General features: G+C 66.1%; 18 protein-coding genes and 1 pseudogene. 13 read left to right on the top strand and 6 right to left on the bottom strand.

The window, feature by feature from the left end; translation table 11 throughout:
- Window positions 1-127: 127 nt before the first annotated feature.
- The 12 genes from J2W14_RS16555 (at window position 128) to J2W14_RS16610 (ending at window position 13,088) form a co-directional block, all read left to right on the top strand.
- On the top strand, window positions 128-1,336 hold the full coding sequence (locus J2W14_RS16555; RefSeq protein WP_307464524.1) for an MFS transporter: 1,209 nt from the start codon (window positions 128-130) through the stop codon (window positions 1,334-1,336).
- 677 nt (window positions 1,337-2,013) lie between these two features.
- Window positions 2,014-2,700 (top strand): GntR family transcriptional regulator, encoded by a 687-nt coding sequence (locus tag J2W14_RS16560; RefSeq protein ID WP_307464526.1) that lies wholly within the window; start codon window positions 2,014-2,016, stop codon window positions 2,698-2,700.
- Window positions 2,701-2,832: 132 nt separating this feature from the next.
- Window positions 2,833-3,570, top strand: a complete 738-nt coding sequence (locus J2W14_RS16565; protein ID WP_307464528.1) for an SDR family NAD(P)-dependent oxidoreductase — start codon at window positions 2,833-2,835, stop codon at window positions 3,568-3,570.
- A complete protein-coding gene (locus J2W14_RS16570; RefSeq protein ID WP_307464530.1) occupies window positions 3,563-4,255 on the top strand; it encodes a carboxymuconolactone decarboxylase family protein in 693 nt (230 codons plus the stop codon). The genes J2W14_RS16565 and J2W14_RS16570 overlap by 8 nt, the downstream gene beginning before the upstream one ends.
- Complete coding sequence (locus J2W14_RS16575) at window positions 4,252-5,268, top strand: TAXI family TRAP transporter solute-binding subunit (RefSeq protein WP_307464532.1); 1,017 nt, start codon at window positions 4,252-4,254, stop codon at window positions 5,266-5,268. The genes J2W14_RS16570 and J2W14_RS16575 overlap by 4 nt, the downstream gene beginning before the upstream one ends.
- A gap of 6 nt (window positions 5,269-5,274) precedes the next feature.
- Complete coding sequence (locus J2W14_RS16580; RefSeq protein WP_307464534.1) at window positions 5,275-5,796, top strand: hypothetical protein; 522 nt, start codon at window positions 5,275-5,277, stop codon at window positions 5,794-5,796.
- A complete protein-coding gene (locus J2W14_RS16585; protein WP_307464535.1) occupies window positions 5,793-7,964 on the top strand; it encodes a TRAP transporter permease in 2,172 nt (723 codons plus the stop codon). Before J2W14_RS16580 ends, J2W14_RS16585 begins: the two co-directional genes overlap by 4 nt.
- A 117-nt stretch (window positions 7,965-8,081) precedes the next feature.
- Window positions 8,082-8,987, top strand: a complete 906-nt coding sequence (locus J2W14_RS16590; RefSeq protein ID WP_307464537.1) for a dihydrodipicolinate synthase family protein — start codon at window positions 8,082-8,084, stop codon at window positions 8,985-8,987.
- The gene (locus J2W14_RS16595; RefSeq protein WP_307464540.1) at window positions 8,987-9,760 is read left to right on the top strand and encodes an SDR family oxidoreductase; all 774 of its coding nucleotides are present in this window, start codon (window positions 8,987-8,989) and stop codon (window positions 9,758-9,760) included. Before J2W14_RS16590 ends, J2W14_RS16595 begins: the two co-directional genes overlap by 1 nt.
- A gap of 16 nt (window positions 9,761-9,776) precedes the next feature.
- A complete protein-coding gene (locus tag J2W14_RS16600; RefSeq protein ID WP_307464542.1) occupies window positions 9,777-10,712 on the top strand; it encodes a fumarylacetoacetate hydrolase family protein in 936 nt (311 codons plus the stop codon).
- Entirely contained in the window at window positions 10,709-11,923 is a 1,215-nt protein-coding gene (locus tag J2W14_RS16605; protein ID WP_307464544.1) for a CaiB/BaiF CoA transferase family protein, read from the top strand. Before J2W14_RS16600 ends, J2W14_RS16605 begins: the two co-directional genes overlap by 4 nt.
- 4 nt (window positions 11,924-11,927) lie before the next feature.
- Window positions 11,928-13,088, top strand: coding sequence for an acyl-CoA dehydrogenase family protein (locus J2W14_RS16610; protein WP_307464546.1), 1,161 nt, complete (start codon window positions 11,928-11,930; stop codon window positions 13,086-13,088).
- Between the two features lie 46 nt (window positions 13,089-13,134).
- On the opposite strand, the pseudogene J2W14_RS16615 reads toward J2W14_RS16610, so the two are convergent.
- Both J2W14_RS16615 and J2W14_RS16620 read right to left on the bottom strand, forming a co-directional pair.
- Window positions 13,135-13,239 (bottom strand): annotated as a pseudogene (locus tag J2W14_RS16615) (flavin reductase family protein); the annotation flags it as partial.
- A 92-nt stretch (window positions 13,240-13,331) separates the two neighbouring features.
- Window positions 13,332-14,225 (bottom strand): alpha/beta fold hydrolase, encoded by an 894-nt coding sequence (locus J2W14_RS16620; RefSeq protein WP_307464547.1) that lies wholly within the window; start codon window positions 14,223-14,225, stop codon window positions 13,332-13,334.
- An 82-nt stretch (window positions 14,226-14,307) separates the two neighbouring features.
- Here J2W14_RS16620 and J2W14_RS16625 point away from each other — a divergent pair, with 82 nt between their 5' ends.
- On the top strand, window positions 14,308-14,934 hold the full coding sequence (locus J2W14_RS16625) for a dihydrofolate reductase family protein (protein ID WP_307464549.1): 627 nt from the start codon (window positions 14,308-14,310) through the stop codon (window positions 14,932-14,934).
- A 92-nt stretch (window positions 14,935-15,026) separates the two neighbouring features.
- Here J2W14_RS16625 and J2W14_RS16630 read toward each other — a convergent pair whose 3' ends face one another.
- The 4 genes from J2W14_RS16630 to J2W14_RS16645 form a co-directional block, all read right to left on the bottom strand.
- Window positions 15,027-15,524 (bottom strand): gluconokinase, encoded by a 498-nt coding sequence (locus J2W14_RS16630; RefSeq protein WP_307464550.1) that lies wholly within the window; start codon window positions 15,522-15,524, stop codon window positions 15,027-15,029.
- Complete coding sequence (locus J2W14_RS16635; protein WP_307464552.1) at window positions 15,524-15,835, bottom strand: putative quinol monooxygenase; 312 nt, start codon at window positions 15,833-15,835, stop codon at window positions 15,524-15,526. Before J2W14_RS16635 ends, J2W14_RS16630 begins: the two co-directional genes overlap by 1 nt.
- Before the next feature lie 170 nt (window positions 15,836-16,005).
- Entirely contained in the window at window positions 16,006-17,190 is a 1,185-nt protein-coding gene (locus tag J2W14_RS16640; protein ID WP_307464553.1) for an ABC transporter ATP-binding protein, read from the bottom strand.
- 2 nt (window positions 17,191-17,192) lie between these two features.
- The gene (locus tag J2W14_RS16645; protein WP_307464555.1) at window positions 17,193-18,086 is read right to left on the bottom strand and encodes a carbohydrate ABC transporter permease; all 894 of its coding nucleotides are present in this window, start codon (window positions 18,084-18,086) and stop codon (window positions 17,193-17,195) included.
- Window positions 18,087-18,090: the final 4 nt, after the last annotated feature.

An 18,090-nucleotide genomic window follows, 5' to 3' on the forward strand; every position in this document is an offset into this window, starting at 1 on the left:
TTTCAACCGGCTCGGCATAAGGTGGGTTGTCGGCAAATTGAAATGCCTAGTCAACTTCTATCTGACAAAGGCGGAATCGGAGGAGGCGCGAGGGCGCCCACTCACCTCTCGAAGGATGGAAGAACGCATGATGCCCGCTGCCACCCGGAACGCGCCGGACCGCACTGCCAGGTTCGGCGTCGCCTTCATCGGCCTTCTGCTCATCGCAGTTAACCTTCGGGTGTCCTTCGTCAGCGTGGGACCGGTACTCGGGAACATCAGCAGCGACCTCGGGTTATCCAGTGCCGCAGCAGGGCTCCTCACAGGTCTTCCGCTCATTGCTTTCGCAGTCTTCTCCCCGCTGGCACCCGGCTTCGCTTCCCGGCTGGGTCTCGACCGGGCACTGTGGGTGTCACTGCTGATCCTCGCGTCGGGCATCGTGCTTCGCTCCCTACCCTTGCCGGGCATTATCTGGGCGGGCACCGCCCTGATCGGCTTGGCTATCGCGTTTCTCAATGTCCTGGTGCCCTCCCTGGTAAAGCGGGACTTTCCGATGAGGGTTAGTCAGGTCACCGGAGGCTACACCGCCACACAGGCCGCCTTCGCCGCGATCGGGGCAGCCGTCGTCGTTCCCGTGGCACAAACATCCCCGGCGGGATGGCGGCTTGCCCTCGGAATCTGGGTGGGACTGGCCCTCATCGCCATGGCGGTGCTCCTGCCGTGGCTGCGCCGGCACAGGTCAGGGACCGCGCACGCCACCAGGCCGGAGGTCTCTTTCCGGTCGCCCTGGACCTCAGCCTTGGGCTGGCAGGTGACGATCTTTATGGGACTGCAATCGATCGCCTTCTACGTCCTGATGGCATGGCTACCCACCATCGAACAAAGCCAGGGGGTTCCCGCCACTGTTGCGGGCGTCCATCTGTCCGTCTTCCTGCTCATCAGCGTGTTCGCCAGCCTTGCCACAGGGGGAATCCTGCACCGCGGTTCGGACCAGCGGCTTGTCTCCTTCACGAGCGGCGCGCTCACGTTCGTGACGTTTCTCGGGCTGGCACTGGCGCCGGACCTCATACTGCTGTGGGTCATTCTTGGGGCAATCGGGTGCGGGAGCCTCATAGTCATCGCCCTGTCGCTGTTCAGCCTCCGGACCGTAAATTACCCGCAGGCAGCGTCATTGTCCGGCATGGCGCAATCTGTCGGCTACGGTCTCGCCGCGGCGGGGCCGGTAATGTTCGGTGGTCTTCGCGACGCGAGCGGAGGCTGGACGCTTCCGCTCCTGGTCACCGCGGGCCTCATGGCGGTTCTCGCCGTGACGGGTCTGCTTGCCGGGCGTGACCGGGTGATCAGCGGGTCAGCCTGAAATAAAGGTCCATCGTGCGGACCTGTCGGGCTGCCGCGGCTCTATCTAGACTTGAATTGCGCCGGAGCAGACGCACGAATTCGTTTCGGAAGGGCAAGGATCATGACAGACCGCAGCGACTCTGAATTGCCTACAGATCAAGCATCCAGAAAATTGGAACCAGAAGAATCCCCAGATGCTACATCCCAGGCCCGGCGCGCTTCGTCCGGTGCTGACGTCCAGGCCGAGGACTCCCGCAGCGGTGCAGATGTGGGAGAGGCGATCGATATCGCGGAGTCAGGCACCAAAGCGCAGGGGGATCACTCGCATCCCGAACGGGCCAAGACAGGCGAAGCGCCGGTCGAGCAGGTGTTCAACGACCCCGCCATGACCAAGGGGCAGCGGACCGCGACCGGCTCGCCAATAACAACCGGGGGCGTACCGCCTGGACCTTCACCTGCCGAAGCCGGATCCGGGGGAGCCCAGTCTGTTGTTGGGGCTCGTGAATCGGACCGCCTCGCGGCGGGAGAGCCGCCAGCCGCGGGCGCGCCCTTCGAAACCGAAACGGAAGACCAGAAAACAGAGCCGCCAGGCCAGTCCTAGCGTTCGAGCCCGGGGTGTGTCCGGCCGTGGATAACGGCCACGGATGCCGCCAGTTAGAATTCAGGGGTGAAAGCAGACGTGTTGGCGGTGGCGGCATGAGCGAGGACGCAGCGAAAGAGTCTAGGCGCCCTCCCACCGCCCAGGCTTTCGTCCTAACCGAGCTTCGGCGCGCAATCATCGCAGGGGAATTCCTGCCGGGACAGCCGCTTCGCCAGAACACCCTCGCCGAGCGATTCGGTGTCAGCCGCGTTCCGGTCCGCGAAGCTTTCAAGGTCCTCGAAAGCGAGGGCCAGGTGGTCTACGAGCCTCACCGCGGCCATAAAGTCGCCAGCCTATCGCTCACGGACCTCCTGGAGGTCTACCGGCTCAGGCAGCTGCTGGAATCCGAGGCCGCCCGGGTTGCCGTAGGGAACCGCAGCGACAGCGTGCTCGCCGCCATGAAGGTGGCCGCCAGGGACGTTGAATTGGCCAGCGCCGCCGGTGATCTGATCAAGATGACCGAGGCGAACCGGCGGTTTCACTTCGAACTGTTGGCAGCGGCCCGCATGCCGCGTCTGGAACGGATCGTTCAGGTTCTGTGGGACGCGACTGAGGCCTACCGGTTCGTGTACTACGGGGCGGAAAGCAACCGGGCCAGAGTAGAGCGCGAGCATGCCCGCATCGTCCAGGCTTACGCGGAGGGCGACGCGGAGCTGCTTGTCGCACTGCTGGACGAGCACCGGGAGCATGCAGTGGATGCCCTCCGAACCTTTCTGGAAGTCCCAAGCCGCCAGGTAATATAAAGATTGTGTGACATGGGTTACATCTGATTACAAAATTGGATACATTATCCAAATGGTCTTTCGAGCAACCCGCAGCGATGCGGCCTTCAATGCAGGCGTGCCACGGCCGCCCGCCGGAAAGTCGTGGCGTCCGTGAAGGACTGGCTCGGGTTGAGCGGCGCGAGGGTGCTGGTTGCCGGGGCGGGCGGAATTGGCAGCGCCTGCATCGGCGAATTCGTTGCAGCCGGGGCGAGCGTACTCGCGGTTGACCGCGATGACTCCCGGCTGACCGCCCTCGGTCCAGGCGTGTCCACCGAACGGCTCGACCTCACGTCCACGCAGGGCTGTGAGGATGCCGTTGCCGCAGCCCAGGAACGGCTCGGCGGCCTGGACGTTCTGGTGCACTCCATCGGCGTCAACCACCGGGTGCCGATTCTCGAAACTACGGATGAGGGCTGGGCACGCATCCTGGAGCTCAACCTCACCAGCGCCTTCCGGCTGGGCCGCGCCGCCGGCCGCGTCATGGTCGAGGCCGGCTTCGGGCGCCAGATCTACTGCTCGTCGGTCTCCAGCATCCTGGCACATCCGGACCATGGTCCTTACGCAGCCAGCAAAGGCGGCATCAACCAGTTGATCCGGGTCATGGCCCGCGAATGGGCCTCCAGCGGAGTCACCGTCAACGCCATCGCCCCCGGCTACGTGGACACGGAACTTACCAGGGCGCACCTGGACCGCCCCGGGGTACGCGAGCACTACACGTCGATGGTCCCGGCCGGCCGGCTCGGGACGGTCGACGACCTCACCGGTCCCGTCCTCTACCTGGCTTCCCGCCAGGCGGCGTTCGTCACCGGTCATGTCCTGTTCGTGGACGGGGGCAGGACCCTTGTGTAAATCGGTCCGCGAGGAAGCCGGGTCCGCCGTTTCCGGGCCACGCCAGGGCGGGCGCTTTCCCCTCCTTGCCCCTCATGAACTCTCGGACCAGCAGCGCCGGCTGTATGACGCCATCGCAGGCCCGCCGAGGGGCAACGGGCCGTTTTCCCTCGCCGACGAAGCCGGTTGCCTCACCGGCCCCTTCAACGCGCTGCTGCACTCGCCCGCAATCGGAGACGCGGTACAGGCCCTGGGTGCCGTCCTGCGCTTTGGCGGATCACTGCCGGACCGCACGCGGGAATTGGTCATCTGCGCTGTCGCCGCGGAACTGGAGTCCGCCTACGAGTGGTATGCGCACAGCCGGGTCGCCACGAGCGTGGGCGTCAGCGGCACAGAGCTGGAGAAGCTTCACGACGGCGAATCCCCGGACACTCTGACCGCGGACGAAAGCGCGGCGCTGGGCCTGACGCGTGCCCTGCTACGCGGCAAAACCGTCGGCCTGGAAGTACATGCGGCCGCCCTTGAACACTTCGGACACGGTGGCATTACGGAGATTTCGGTGCTGGTGGGGTACTACCGCCTGCTGGCAGGCATCCTCTCCGCCGGAGATGTTCCCCATCCGCCAGCCGCTACCGGAGGACTGCGAACCAGACCGGCTGACACTCATTCAATCAACACCATCACTACCCAGGGAGAAAAACCATGACCGCAATGACCATCCCTGCCCGGAGGCGCATGCAGCGTCTGTGGGCGGCAGCAGCCCTTGTACCGGCAGTTTTCCTGACCGCGTGCGGCAGCCCCGCTCCCAGCGGGGGTGGCGGAGCCGGAGGTGCGTCGGGCCAGGGCGGCACCTTGTCCATCGCTACGGGCGGCACCGGCGGCGTCTACTATCCGCTGGGCGGTGGCTTCGCCACCGTCATCGGGGACAAAGTCGAGGGCTATAACGCCACCGTCCAGGAAACGAACGCTTCCGTGGACAACATGCTGCTGATCGAGAATGGGTCGGCGCAGCTCGCCTTCTCGGTGGGCGACGTGGTTTCCGATGCTGTCAAAGGCGAGGGCGAATTCAAGGGAAAGCCGCAGGAGGTCTGCTCCCTTGGCAACATCTACAACAACTTCATGCAGGCCGTCACTGTCAACGACAAAGGGATCCAGAACGTAAAGGACATGGCGGGCAAAGTCGTCTCGGTCGGCGCGCCCAGCTCCGCCACGGAGGTAGGGGCGTTGCGCATCCTCGAGGCCGCCGGAATCGATCCGACCTCGGGCATCCAGCGCCGCCAGCTCGGAGCGGCCGAAACCGTCGCGGCGCTGCGCGACGGAACGATCGACGCCGGATTCTGGTCCGGCGGGCTACCCACCGGCGCGCTGATTGACCTGGCAGGCGACGGCGACATGAAGCTGCTGCCGATCGGGGAGTACGCGGACCCGCTCGCGCAGAAATACGGCGCCTACTACGTGAAGCAGGACATCCCGGCCAACACCTACGAGGGGCAGACCGAGGCCGTCCCGGCGATCGCTTCGCCGAACATCCTGGTTGCCAGCAAGAAAATGGACCAGAAGCTTCAGCAGGACATCACCACCGCACTCTTTGACAACAAAGAGACCCTGGTCAAGGTCCATCCCGCAGCCGGTGAGATGGATCCGGCCACCGCGGGGAAGGTCGCCTTCGTGGAGACCTGCCCGGGTTCGAAGGCCTACTTCGACAAGGCCGGAAGCTAGGACCCCATGCCTAAGCCAGCCGCCGCCGTCGTCGGCCTCGTTTGCCTCGCCATGCTGGGAGCGGGTGGGATTGCCGTTGCCGTTGCCGGCGCGCCGGCTGAATCCCGCGGTCCCCGCGCCCTGGTGATCAGCAACGACGGCGGCGTGCTGGCCAGCATTCCCCTCTCCGGGGACACGTTCGCGGTGAGCTACCGCAATTCCATCTACGGCACCGTCGCTGAAGAGCGGTACACCGTGCAGGAGGACGGAAGCTACCGCCTGGCGCAGCTGGCCGCCGACCAGCTGGCGGTGCTTGAAGAGTATTACGCCGTCCCCGGAGCGCCGTCTGCGGCCGGGGACACCGACCGCAGGGAATGGGTGACCGACCCCGACCCGGGGCACCCCGCGGAGTTCAGCCGGCTGTCCCTGGCAGCAACGGACCTGGGCCGCCGCACCGTGTACATCCCGGGTGCCCCGCCGCTTGAACTATGGAAGTTAGTCGAAGACAGCGACCCGTTCGTTGTTTTATCCCTCAAGGAGACCCCATGACCGAGACACCCAACGGCAACGGAGCCGTTGACGCACGCACCTCGCCTGAACCCCCGGGGAGTACCGTGCGGAAGGGGAGCACTGAGCCGGCGGGGAGCACCGTGCCGAAGGGAAACACCGAGCGCGCGGGCGCGGACAATGACGCCGACGTCAACCCTATGGACCTGGCCAGGGACGGGGTGATTGATGAAGAGGCGCTGATCGCGGAGTTTGAGGCGGAGAAACCCGCACGCCACTTGAGCGGGATCCCCGCCACCGTGGTGAAAACCCTTTGTGTGGCAATGTCCCTGTTTGTGCTGTATTGGGTCTTCAACCCGATGCCCACCCAGTTCTACCTGCCCGCGTTCCTGATGTTCGGGCTGCCCCTGACCTTCCTGGTCTACCGCGGGTGGGGCCGCTCGGCTGCGGCCAAGGAGGCCGGACGTTCCGACAACCCGCCCATCCTGGACTGGCTGCTCGCCGCAATTGCCGTGGTTCCGTTCGCCTACATCATCTCGGACTGGGACGGCTTTTTCCGCCGCGCAATCACTCCGACCTACCTTGACCTGGCCATGGGCGTGATCGCGATCCTGGTCACGCTGGAGGCAGCCCGCCGGACCGTGGGCATCCTTGTCCCGCTCGTCGTGATGGGTTTCTTCGTATATGCGGCGCTCGGTTCCTTCGTCCCTGCACCGTTCAACACGGCTTCCTTCAACTGGATCCGGCTCGTCGGCCACAACGTCATGGGGACGCAAGGGCTGTTCGGGGTTCCCACCGACGTCGCGGCGTCGTACATCATCCTTTTCACCATCTACGGCGCCGTTCTGGGCGCCTCGGGCGCCACCAAATTCTTCATCGACCTCTCGTTCTCCGCTTTCGGGCAGTCGAAGTCGGGTCCGGGCCGGACCGTGACCCTGGCCGGCTTCCTGCTCGGCACCGTGTCGGGTTCCGGCGTCGCCACCACCGTGACCCTCGGCGGCATCTCCTGGCCGCTGCTGCGCAAGGCCGGCTACCCGAAGGAACACGGAGGCGCCATCCTGGCGGCTGCCGGTATTGGCGCCATCTTGTCCCCGCCCACCCTCGGCGCCGCAGCCTTCATCATCGCCGCGCTGCTGGGAGTCTCATACCTGCAGGTGCTCATCTGGGCCACCATTCCCACCGTCCTCTACTACTTCGGCATCATCCTCGCCATCGAAATGGACGCCCGGCGGTTCAAGACCCGGGCGGTTGAGCTGGACGTCAAGCCGGTCGGCAAACTGCTGCTGCGGTTCGGCTACCACTTCAGTTCCCTCATCGCGATCGTGGTGTTCATGTCCATGGGCATGACACCCTTCCGGGCCGTGGTCTACGCCACGGGTCTCGCATTTATCCTCAGTTTCCTGGACCGTCAGTCCTGGCTGACGCCCAGACGCATCTGGGACGCGCTCGCCCTGGGCGCCATGGGCGCCCTCTCCGTAATCCCCGTGATGGCGGCCGCCGGCCTGATCGTCGGAATCATGACCCTCACCGGCCTGGGCCTGAAGCTCGCGAACATCATCGTGGACTTTGCCGGCGGCAGCCTGCTCCTGACCGCCATCTTCTCCGCGATCTCCGTCACCCTCCTGGGACTCGCGGTGCCGGTCACTGCCAGCTTCATCATTTCGTGGGTGATCATCGGACCCGCCCTGCAGGACGTCGGGGTGCCGGCCTTCGCGGCCGCAATGTTCATCTTCTACTACTCGGTGCTCAGCGAGGTGTCACCGCCGACGGCACTGTCGCCGTTCGCGGCGTCGGCCATTACCGGCGGAAAACCCATCAAGACGATGTGGCTGACCTGGCGGTACACGCTGTCGGCGTTCCTGGTCCCGTTCATCTTTGTGCTGTCCGACGACGGCGTCGGGCTGCTCCTGCAGGGCGGTCCGGGGACGGTTGCACTGGCGTTCGTCGTCTCGCTCCTGGCTGTGGCCTCCCTTGCTGTGGCAACCGGAGCCTGGCTCCTCGGCCCGGCCCGCTGGCCCGAAAGGATTCTGCTGGGCGTCGGGTCACTGCCCATGCTGGTCATGGAGCCCCTCTATATCGGCATCGGGGCGGCCATCATTGCCGTGGGCGTCCTGGTCCATATCCTCGGGCTGCGCCGGCATCGCCGGGACGAACCGGGCGGCGCCGCCGCCGTGCCCACGTCCCGGGAGGCAAAGCCGGAACGGACGTGACCTCAAGAGGCGTTTGATCCGGCGTCCGCAATGCCCGGCCGCCGGCCCCGGCGTCGCCGCCGGCCAGCGCCGCCCCACAGTTTCGATGGCCCATGGCCGAAAGGACAACACATCACTATGACGACACCAATCCCACACCTCGCCCCCGGGCTCTGGGGAGTCCTGGCAACACCGTTTAGCGGACCGGATTTCGCCGTGGACACCGATTCCCTGCGCCGCGAAGTGCGGCTTTACACCGCAATACCGGCCACCGGAATGGTGGTGCTGGGCGTCTTCGGCGAGGGGGCATCCCTGGACGCCGGGGAGCAGGCCCTGGTTGTGCGCACCGTCGCCGAGGAGGGGAAGGGCGCGCCTCTCGTGGTGGGCCTTTCAGCCCGCTCAACGGCAGTGGCGCTGGAGCAGGCCCATACCGCGGTCAGTGCGGCCGGCAGCCACCTCGCCGCACTGATGGTGCAGGCCAACAGCTCCGATCCAGAGGTGCTTACGGCCCACCTGACCGCCGTGCACCGGGCCACGGGCGCGGGCATCGTGCTGCAGGACTACCCCGTGGCATCCGGCGTGAACATTAGTGCGGCGCAGATCCTTGAGGTCCTGGCGCAGTGCCCGTTCATCGTGGCCGTCAAGTCGGAAGCACCGCCGACAGCCTCCGCCATTGCCACGCTGACGCGCGGCACATCCGTGCCGGTGTACGGCGGGCTGGGGGGAGTGGGACTGCTGGATGAGCTGGCCGCCGGCGCGGCCGGTGCCATGACCGGATTCTCGCATCCCGAGGGCCTCCAGGCCGCACTGACAGCCTGGGCCGACGGCGGCTTCCAAGCCGCCCGGGAGGCCTTCGCCCCGTGGCTGCCCCTGGTGAATTTCGAGGCCCAGCCCGGCGTCGGACTGGCCCTGCGCAAGGAAGTACTGCGCCGCCGCGGCATCATCTCTGAATCCATCGTGCGGCCTCCCGCCCCGAAACTTCCGCCAGCGCTGGCGGACCTGATCGATGCCCACCTCGAAGCCGTCCGGGTGGTGACCGACTGATGGAGACCGGTCTGAGGGGAAAAAACGTCCTGGTTCCGGGCGCAAGTTCGGGGATAGGCCTCGCCATCGCCAGGGCGTTGGCCGCGGAAGGCGCCAACGTGGTCTTGGCTGCCCGGCGCGGGGACCTGGTCCGGGCGGAAGCTGCGCGCCTGGAGTCCGCCGTCGGGATCGGCATCGACCTCACCGACGGCGGCGCCCCGGCGGCCCTGGTGGACGCCGCGGTGGGGGCCTTCGGCCCCATCGATGTACTCATCCTCAACAGCGGCGGACCGCCTCCCGGCGGCGCCGCGGACGTCTCCGACGAACAGGCCCTGGCCGCCGTGCACCAGCTCCTGCTGCAGCACATGCGGCTCACCTCCCTCGTGCTTCCCGGCATGCGGGAGCGCGGGTGGGGGCGCATCGTGGCAGTGGGCTCCAGCGGGGTGCAGCAGCCGCTGCCCAACCTGGCGCTGTCCAACATCGGCCGGGCCGGGCTCGCCGGTTACCTCAAGACCCTGGCGGCGGAGGTGGCCAAGGACGGCGTGACCGTCAACATGGTGCTCCCGGGCCGCATCGACACCGACCGCGTTGGCTCACTGGACGCAGCGGCGGCCAAACGCACCGGACGATCGCCGGAGGAGACGCGGGCGGCCTCGGAAGCATCGATCCCTGCCGGCCGGTACGGCAAGCCCGAGGAATTCGCCGCCGTCGTGGCCTTCCTGGCGAGCGGACCTGCATCCTACGTGACCGGGGAACAGATCCGCTGCGACGGCGGACTCGTCCGTTCCTACTAACCGAAAGAACAAGGCCATGACTTCCCGCATCCTTCACCTTTGCGCGATCCGCGACGGCTCCACCCCCGACACCGCCAACCCCGGGCAGGCCCGCGAGGAGGCCGCCGTCGTCCACCCGCAACGCGGAGCCGCGCTGGTCCGCGACCTGCTCCCGGGCTTTACCGGCGACATCCTCGACGTCCTCACCGGAGACCTGCTCGGGGACCTGGAAGCAGCCGCAGCCAAGGCTGACGACGCCGTCTTCCGCGACCCGGAACACCTCACCTACGGCGCCCCGTACCGTCACCCGCGCATGCTGTGGGGGATCGGACTGAACTACGTGGAGCACGCCTCCGACCTCACCGAGGCGGTGCCCGACGAGCCGGCCTCGTTTATCAAGGGCGACCATACGGTCATCGGCCCGGGCGAGAACATCCCGATCCCGGAGCAAAGCCAGCGCACTACCACCGAAGCGGAGGTCGCCGTCGTGATCGGCCGGTACTGCCGCAATGTCGAGCCGGAGGATGCGCTGTCCTATCTGGCCGGCGTCGTACCGGTACTGGACCAGACGGCCGAGGACATCCTGCAGCGCAATCCGCGGTTCCTCACCCGCTCCAAGAACTTTCCGGGATTCTTTTCCTTCGGCCCCCGGATCGTGCCCCTCGCCGAGGTGGAGGCTGCCGCCGGCTCCCTGGCCGAGGTCACGGTATCCACCGTGGTCAACGGGGAGGTGCGCCGCAGCAATACGGTGTCGCACATGCGCTACGACCCGGCCTACCTGATCAGTTTCCACAGCAAGGTCATGCCGCTCTTCCCCGGTGACATCATCTCCACGGGAACGCCCGGAGCCGTCCACATCGAACCGGGGGACGTCGCCGAATGCCGCGTGACGGGGCTTGGAACCCTCCGCAATCCCGTGACCGCCTCCAGCGGAGACCCCGGCACCACCACCGAAGGAGCTGACGCTCGTTGAACAGCGCACAACTTGTCCCTGACGGCCCTCCCGCCGCCGCACCGCTAGCCGGCATCAAGGTGGCGGATTTCTCCCGGGTCCTCGCCGGACCCTTTGCCACCATGATGCTCGCTGATTTCGGCGCCGATGTGATCAAGGTCGAGAGCCCGGCCGGCGACGACACCCGGGCCTGGGTGCCGCCCGTGGACGAACACGGCGCGGGCACCTACTTCTCCAGCGTCAACCGGAACAAGCGCTCGGCCGTGTGCGACCTGCGCACCGAGGAAGGACTCGCGCAGGCGAGGAACATAGCACTGGCCGCCGACGTCGTTGTTGAGAATTTCCGGCCGGGCGTTATGCAGCGGTTCGGCCTGGACTATGAGACCCTCCGGGCGGAGCGACCGGACCTGGTCTACTGCTCCATCACCGGATTCGGAAGCAAGGGCGGGGCGCACCTGCCCGGATACGACCTCCTGGTCCAGGCCGTGGGGGGACTGATGAGCGTTACCGGATCCCCGGAGTCGGAACCGAGCAAGGTGGGGGTGGCACTGGTGGACGTGGTGACCGGCCAAAACGCAGTGGTGGGCATCCTGGCCGCGCTGCGCAGCCGCGACCAGACCGGCAGGGGCCAGCGGGTTGAAGTCAACCTGCTGTCCTCGCTGCTTGCCGGACTCGTCAACCAGGCATCCAGCACCCTCGCCACCGGCGAATCCCCGCAGCGCATGGGCAACGCCCACCCCAGCATTGCGCCGTACGAGACGCTGCGAACCGCAGACGCGCCCCTCGCCCTGGCGGTCGGAACGGACAAGCAGTTCGCCTCCCTGACACGAGTGCTGGGCGTTCCCGAACTGTCTGATGACAGCAGGTTCCGCGGGAACTCGAACAGGGTGGCCCACCGCGATGAGCTGAAGACCCTGCTAGAGGAGCAGCTTCGGAAAAAGCCGGCGGCGGAATGGTCGGGACTCCTGAGCGAGGCGGGCGTACCCGCCGGCAAGGTCAACTCCATCGTGGAAGCGATCCAGCTGGCCGCCGACCTCGGGCTGGAACCCGTGGTGGAGATCGCGGACGGGTCCGGCCCCCGGACCTCCCGACAGGTGGCCAACCCCATCCGGCTCTCGGAAACTCCCGCCTCGTACCGGCGGCTGCCGCCGCTGCTCGGCGAACACAGCGGCGCGACCTTCACGGAGCAGAACAAACCGGCCGCCCTCCACCCCACACCCACCGGAAAGTAGAACCATGACTGATACTTCAGACCTCATCGGCATCGACACACTGCTCACGCCGGAGGAACTCGTCGTGCGGGAGAAAGTCCGCGGATTCGTGGACTCCGACATCAAACCGAATATCGCTGGCTGGTACGAGCGCGCGGAGTTCCCGCTGGAGATTGTCCCGCGCATGGCGGAACTGGGCCTGCTCGGCATGCACATCAAGGGCTACGGCTGCCCCGGCCGGAGCTCCGTGGAGTATGGTCTGGCCGCCCTGGAGCTGGAGGCCGGCGACTCGGGTCTCCGGACGTTTGTCAGCGTTCAGGGTTCGCTGGCCATGAGCGCCATAGCCAAGCACGGATCGGAAGAGCAGAAACTCGAGTGGCTTCCGCGCATGGCCGCCGGAACTGCCATCGGGTGCTTCGGCCTCACCGAGCCGTCCGCCGGATCCGACCCCGGAAATATGCTGACCTTCGCAAAGCGCGACGGCGACGACTGGATCCTCAACGGCAGCAAGCGCTGGATCGGGCTGGCCTCGGTGGCGCAGGTGGCCATCATCTGGGCGATGACCGACGACGGCGTCCGCGGCTTCGTCGTTCCCACCGGGACTCCGGGCTTCAAGGCCACCCCCATTGAGCAGAAGCTCTCCATGCGCGCCTCCATTCAGTGCGATATTGAGCTGACGGATATCCGGTTGCCGGCGAGTGCCATGCTTCCCAACGCCAAGGGACTCCGCGGCCCGTTCGAGTGCCTCAACGAAGCCCGGTACGGCATCATCTGGGGTGCCATGGGGGCGGCACGCGACAGCTTCCTCACGGCCCGGGATTACTCGCAGCAGCGCATGCAGTTCGGCAAGCCGCTCGCCGGCTACCAGCTGACCCAGGAGAAGCTGGTGAACATGGCACTGGAGATCAACAAGGGCACGCTGCTGGCCTTGCAGTTGGGCCGGCTGAAGGACGCCGGAGTCCTCCAGCCGCACCAGATCTCCGTGGGCAAGCTGAACAACTGCCGCGAAGCGATCAAGATCTGCCGCGATGCCCGCGCCATGCTCGGCGGCAACGGCATCACCTTGGACTATTCCCCGCTGCGCCACGCCAACAATCTTGAGAGTGTGCGCACCTACGAGGGAACGGACGAGGTGCACACGCTGATCCTGGGCAACCACATCACCGGGATTCCGGCTTTCCGCTGAGGGGACCCTGCCGGACGCATGGGTGGCTTTCATTTCGAAGGTCTCTGCCGGTGGCCTCGGCGTTGATGACGGTGTCCTTCCGGCGGCCGTCGGGGTACTGAGTGGCTGAAAACATCACCATGGGCGGGTCGGACATCAGGTTCTGCCACTGTGGGGGTCACTGCAACCCACTCATCCTCGCAGAGGCCGTCCAACGCGCATCGACCCAACTCATCGACTGTCCAGGGGCCCACGCCGAGGCACCTAGTCGAACAGACTCAGCACGGCCTGCCCGAACGCCTCCGGATCCTCCTGCGGAACGTTGTGTCCAATTCCGGGAAGGACGCGTTGGATGTAGGGGCCGGTGAAGTAGTCTCTGCCGGCCGTCGCCGTGGGGCCGCCGACGCCGTCGTCCCCGCTTTCGAGCACCACCGTCGGAACGGTGATGTGCGGCTCCTGGGCGATCAGGTCCTCGAACCGCTGGTACCGGGGGTCGCCGTCGGCCAGTCCGTACCGGTGGCGGTAGGAGTGGATGACGACGTCGACGAAATCGGGGTTGTGCAGGCTCGGGGCGCTGGCGGGAAACGCCTCGCGTGCGCCACCCCAGGCGGGCGACCAGGTGCGCCAGAGCAGCTCGCACAGTTCGTCACGGTTTCGCTCCAGCCCGCGGCGCCCCCGCTCCGAGTGGAAGTAGTACTGGTACCAGTAGCTCCGCTCCCATTCCGGGATGGCTGGTTCGCCGGAGCGCGCGAGGTTGTGCATGTTGTAGCCGCCGACGGTGACGAGGCCGGCGACGCGTGCGGGGTCCAGTGCCGCCACGATGCACGCCGCCCGGCCGCCCCAGTCGTAGCCCGCCACGACGGCCTGGTCGATGTTGAGGGCGTCCATGAAGTCGAGGAGATCCTGCGCGAGGGCGGCTTGCTGTCCCGAGCGGACCGTCGTCGGATCGAGGAAACGCGTCGGGCCGAAGCCGCGAAGGTACGGCGCGAGCACGAAGGCGCCCTGGCCGGCGAGCATCGGCGCGACGTCGTCGAAGGCCCGGACGTCGTAGGGGAACCCGTGCAGCAGGATGACCGGAGTCCCGCCCGGATCACCCGCGGACTCGTACCCGATGTCCAGCACAGGGGTCTGGATGCGGCCGAAGGATGAAAAGCTCATGCTGCCATTCTGACCCAACGCACAGCCATTGCCCTTGGCGTCTGCGACGCATAGCCTTACCGTGCCGAGCAGGGAGAAGACCATGAAGCTGACAGTGACCGAATTCGTGAGCCTCGACGGCGTATCGCAGGGCCCGGGATCGCCGGAGGAAGACACCAGCGACGGGTTCACCCGGGGCGGATGGCTGGTCCCCTACATGGACCAGACATTCATCCGCCAGGCCGCGGAATGGCTCGGCCAGGCCGACGCACTCCTGCTCGGCCGGCGCACCTACGACGCCTTCGCGCGGGACTGGCCGCAGATCACGGACCCGAATGATCCCTTCACCGTGCTCATGAACAGCCTGCCGAAATACGTCGCCTCGCACACCCTGACAACAGGCTCCTGGAACCCGACCACGGTCCTCTCCGCCGACGTCGAAGCCCAGGTCGCGGAACTCAAACAACAACCCGGACGGGAACTCCAGATCCACGGAAGCGCCCGCCTCGTCCAGTCCGTGCTGGCCGCAGACCTGATTGATGAGTTCCGGCTCGTGGTCGCCCCCGTCATCGTCGGTCTCGGCCGCCGCCTGTTCCCCGACCGCGGCCCGTCCGCGGGACAGCGCCTCGTCAGCAGCCAGAGCACCCCGGGCGGACTTTCCCTCCAGGTTTATGAACGGGCCGGACTCGCCACCTACGCGACCTACACGGGCGTCTCGGATGTGCCTTAAGGTGCAGCACTCGCCAAGGGGCTACTGAAGGTTTGGACCACTCCATCGGCGTGACGCGGTGGAAGTTCCCCAAGGGCAACGGCGTAGCTGGCTCAGGCGGACGCCCCGAGTTGGAGCAGTATCCGCTCTGCGGTTGACTCGATCCCTTCCTCCGACATGACGGCTAACCCGGATTCATCGGCTTCGAGCGGTTCAAGTGTTTCGAGCTGTGAGGTGAGGAGGGAAGCTGGCATGAAGTGTCCGGGGCGCAGGGGAAGCCGGTCCTGCAGCACCGGAGTTGCGACGTTCAGCAGGACAAAGGTAGTTGACGGGGCCGAGGCCCGGATCGCGTCCCGGTATGCGCGCCGGAGGGCTGAGCAAGCTACGACAACTCCACTGGTGGGCGCGGAAAGTGCCGCGCCCACCAGCTTGAGCCAGGGCCATCTGTCTTCATCCGTCAGGGGATTGCCTGAGGCCATCTTTTGCACGTTTGCCGGCGGGTGAAGTGAATCGGCATCCAGGAATTCTGCACCCAGGCGTGCGGCGAGGGCCGACCCAACCGTGGACTTGCCTGCGCCCGAAACCCCCATAACGACAATCGGACGCGTCATCAAAGTGCCCCTTGGCTTGCGGTTCCCGCAGGGATGGCCACCAAGCGGGTGACTTCTACCGGCACTTCCAACAGTCCTTCGAGTGAGGAATTGAGTCGCTTGACTGCGTCGCCGTCGCCGTGGGCATCGAGCAGATCTGCGGACTGCCATTTCTCAATCATGACGATCTGGCCGTTTGGGGCTTCGTGGATGGCATAAAGGAGGCAGCCCGGTTCCTGGTGGACCTCCGCAATGGCGGGGGTGAGGGCGGCGGCGACCTTGTCGAATGCGCCGTGGATCGGAGTGAAAACTGCGGTGACGATGATGGACATGTGTGTCCTGCTCTTTCTGGGGGTCGTCTGGACGAGGGGATGAGTTGCTCGTGGCCGCACAGCACACGTGCCCGCCATGGCTGTGACTTGTTGTCCTAGGGCATGCAAGAAGCCCGCTGCCCCGACGGATGGATTCAGTCCGCGCAGCGGGCTTCCTTTGGCTGGCTGAACTACCCGGGCAGCAGGGCAGCTGAAGTTTCGGCGGGGGCCAGGTTCAGCCCGGTATCGCCGTCGAAGTAGCTGGCCATTCTCGCCTCGGGCGTTACGGTGCAGGGATCGCCCGCCATCAGGCGGGTCTGCCCCGTCTGACGGATCCAGAGGAGATCGTCCTGGTTGAGCTCCCACATCTTCAGTCCCGATGCCGGGTCGGGCTGGACGCCGATCAGGGTGTCTGCCCCGAGGTCCTCGATTCTCCGGACCGTTCCCGCCAGGCCGGGACCGCCGACGTCGGCCGAGACTGTGAGGTGTTCCGGGCGCAGGCCCAGGGTCACAGTGCCGGTCCTGAGCCGGATCCCAGCAGGCGCCGGGAGCCGCAGCCCTCCGAGTGCCGGCTGCCCGTCATCCACGGCCGAGGTCATGAGGTTCATGGGCGGGCTGCCGATGAAGCGGGCAACATACGTGTTGGCGGGGCGGGCGTAGATCTCCTGCGGGGTGGCGTGCTGCTGCACCACGCCGTTGTGGAGAACCACAATCTGAGTGGCCATGGTCATGGCCTCCACCTGGTCGTGGGTGACGTAGACGAAGGTCTTCCCGGTCAGCCTGTGCAGCCGGACAATTTCGCCGCGGAGTTCCGCCCGGAGCTTGGCGTCAAGGTTGGACAGGGGTTCGTCGAGCAGGAACATCGAAGGGTCGCGGATCAGTGCGCGTGCCAGGGCCACACGCTGGCGCTGGCCGCCGGAGAGTCCTCCGGGCTTGCGGTGCGCGTACTCATCCAGTCCCAGCATCGACGAGACACTGGCCACCTGCTTGGCGATCTCCTTGGACGAGCCGAAGACGCGGCGTGCGACGGCGCTGATTCCCGGGATGTGGTGCCAGCCCTTGAACCTGTCCAGGGCAAGGGGGAAGGCGATGTTTTCCCGAACCGTCAGATGCGGATAGAGCGCGTAGGACTGGAACACGAAGGCGATGTCGCGTTCTCGCGGGCTTTGGCGGTTCACACGCAGGTTGTCGAAGATGATGTCGCCTGCGCTGGGGTCGGTGAGCCCGGCAATGATGCGGAGCAGGGTCGATTTTCCGGATCCGGATGCGCCGAGCAAGACGAGGAATTCGCCGTGGTCGACTTCCGCACTGAAGTCGTGGATGACCTGGGTGTCCCCGAAGCGCTTGCTGATGTTGCGTAGTGAGAGCTTTGCCATGATCAACCTTTGACTGAGCCGGCCGTGAGGCCTGAGACGATACGACGCTGGACAAGGAGGAAGAAGATCAAAGCCGGCAGGGTGAACAGCAGGGCCGCGGCCATCACCGAATTCAGCGAAGTCAGGTACTGGCCGATGAACGAGGCCAGGCCCACGGACGCCGGCCAGAGGTCGCGTTCGGCGATAAACGTCTTGGCCAGGAGGAATTCGTTCCACCCGTCGAAGAAGTTGATGACGGCGGCTGCGGCGATGCTGGGAAGAATCAAAGGGGTGAGCACCAGCGACAGGATGGTGACGCGGGGGCACCCGTCGACGGCAGCGGCCTCTTCGATTTCGTAGGGAATGGCATCGATCGCTCCCTTGATGATCCAGACGCTTACGGGCATCGTGAAGGCAACATTGGCCAGGATCAGGCCGCCCATGCCGTTGAGGAGCCCCAGGGACGCAAAGAGGGCGTAGATGGGGACCACCAGCAGCGCCTCGGGCAGCATCTGGGTGGCGAAGAGCAGGAACCCCGCGGCGCCCTTGCCGTGGAACTTGAATCGGGACAGGGCGTAGCCGGCCAAAACGGCGAAGACGAGGGAAAGCAGCGTGGTGCCGCCTGCGATGACTACGGAGTTCGTGAGCCATTTGAAGATGGGGACGCTGCCGATGAGGTCGCCGAAGTCAGCGAGCCGTTCCCAGTGGGGCCACCAGCCCTGGGCCTGGCCGTACAGTTCGGAGTCCTGGCTTAGCGCCGTGTTCAGCATCCAGTAGAGCGGGAAGCCTGAGAAGAGGACGAGGGCGGCCAGCATGACGTACCGGGCGGGTTTGCTGAAGTTTCGGTTGCCCGGTACCTTCAGCCGCAACTTGTGAGGAGCCGGCCGAGGGATTGGTGGTGCTTCTTGGGTGGTCATTGTT

It is taken from the genome of Pseudarthrobacter oxydans (genome assembly GCF_030812335.1).
Classification (GTDB): domain Bacteria; phylum Actinomycetota; class Actinomycetes; order Actinomycetales; family Micrococcaceae; genus Arthrobacter; species Arthrobacter oxydans_B.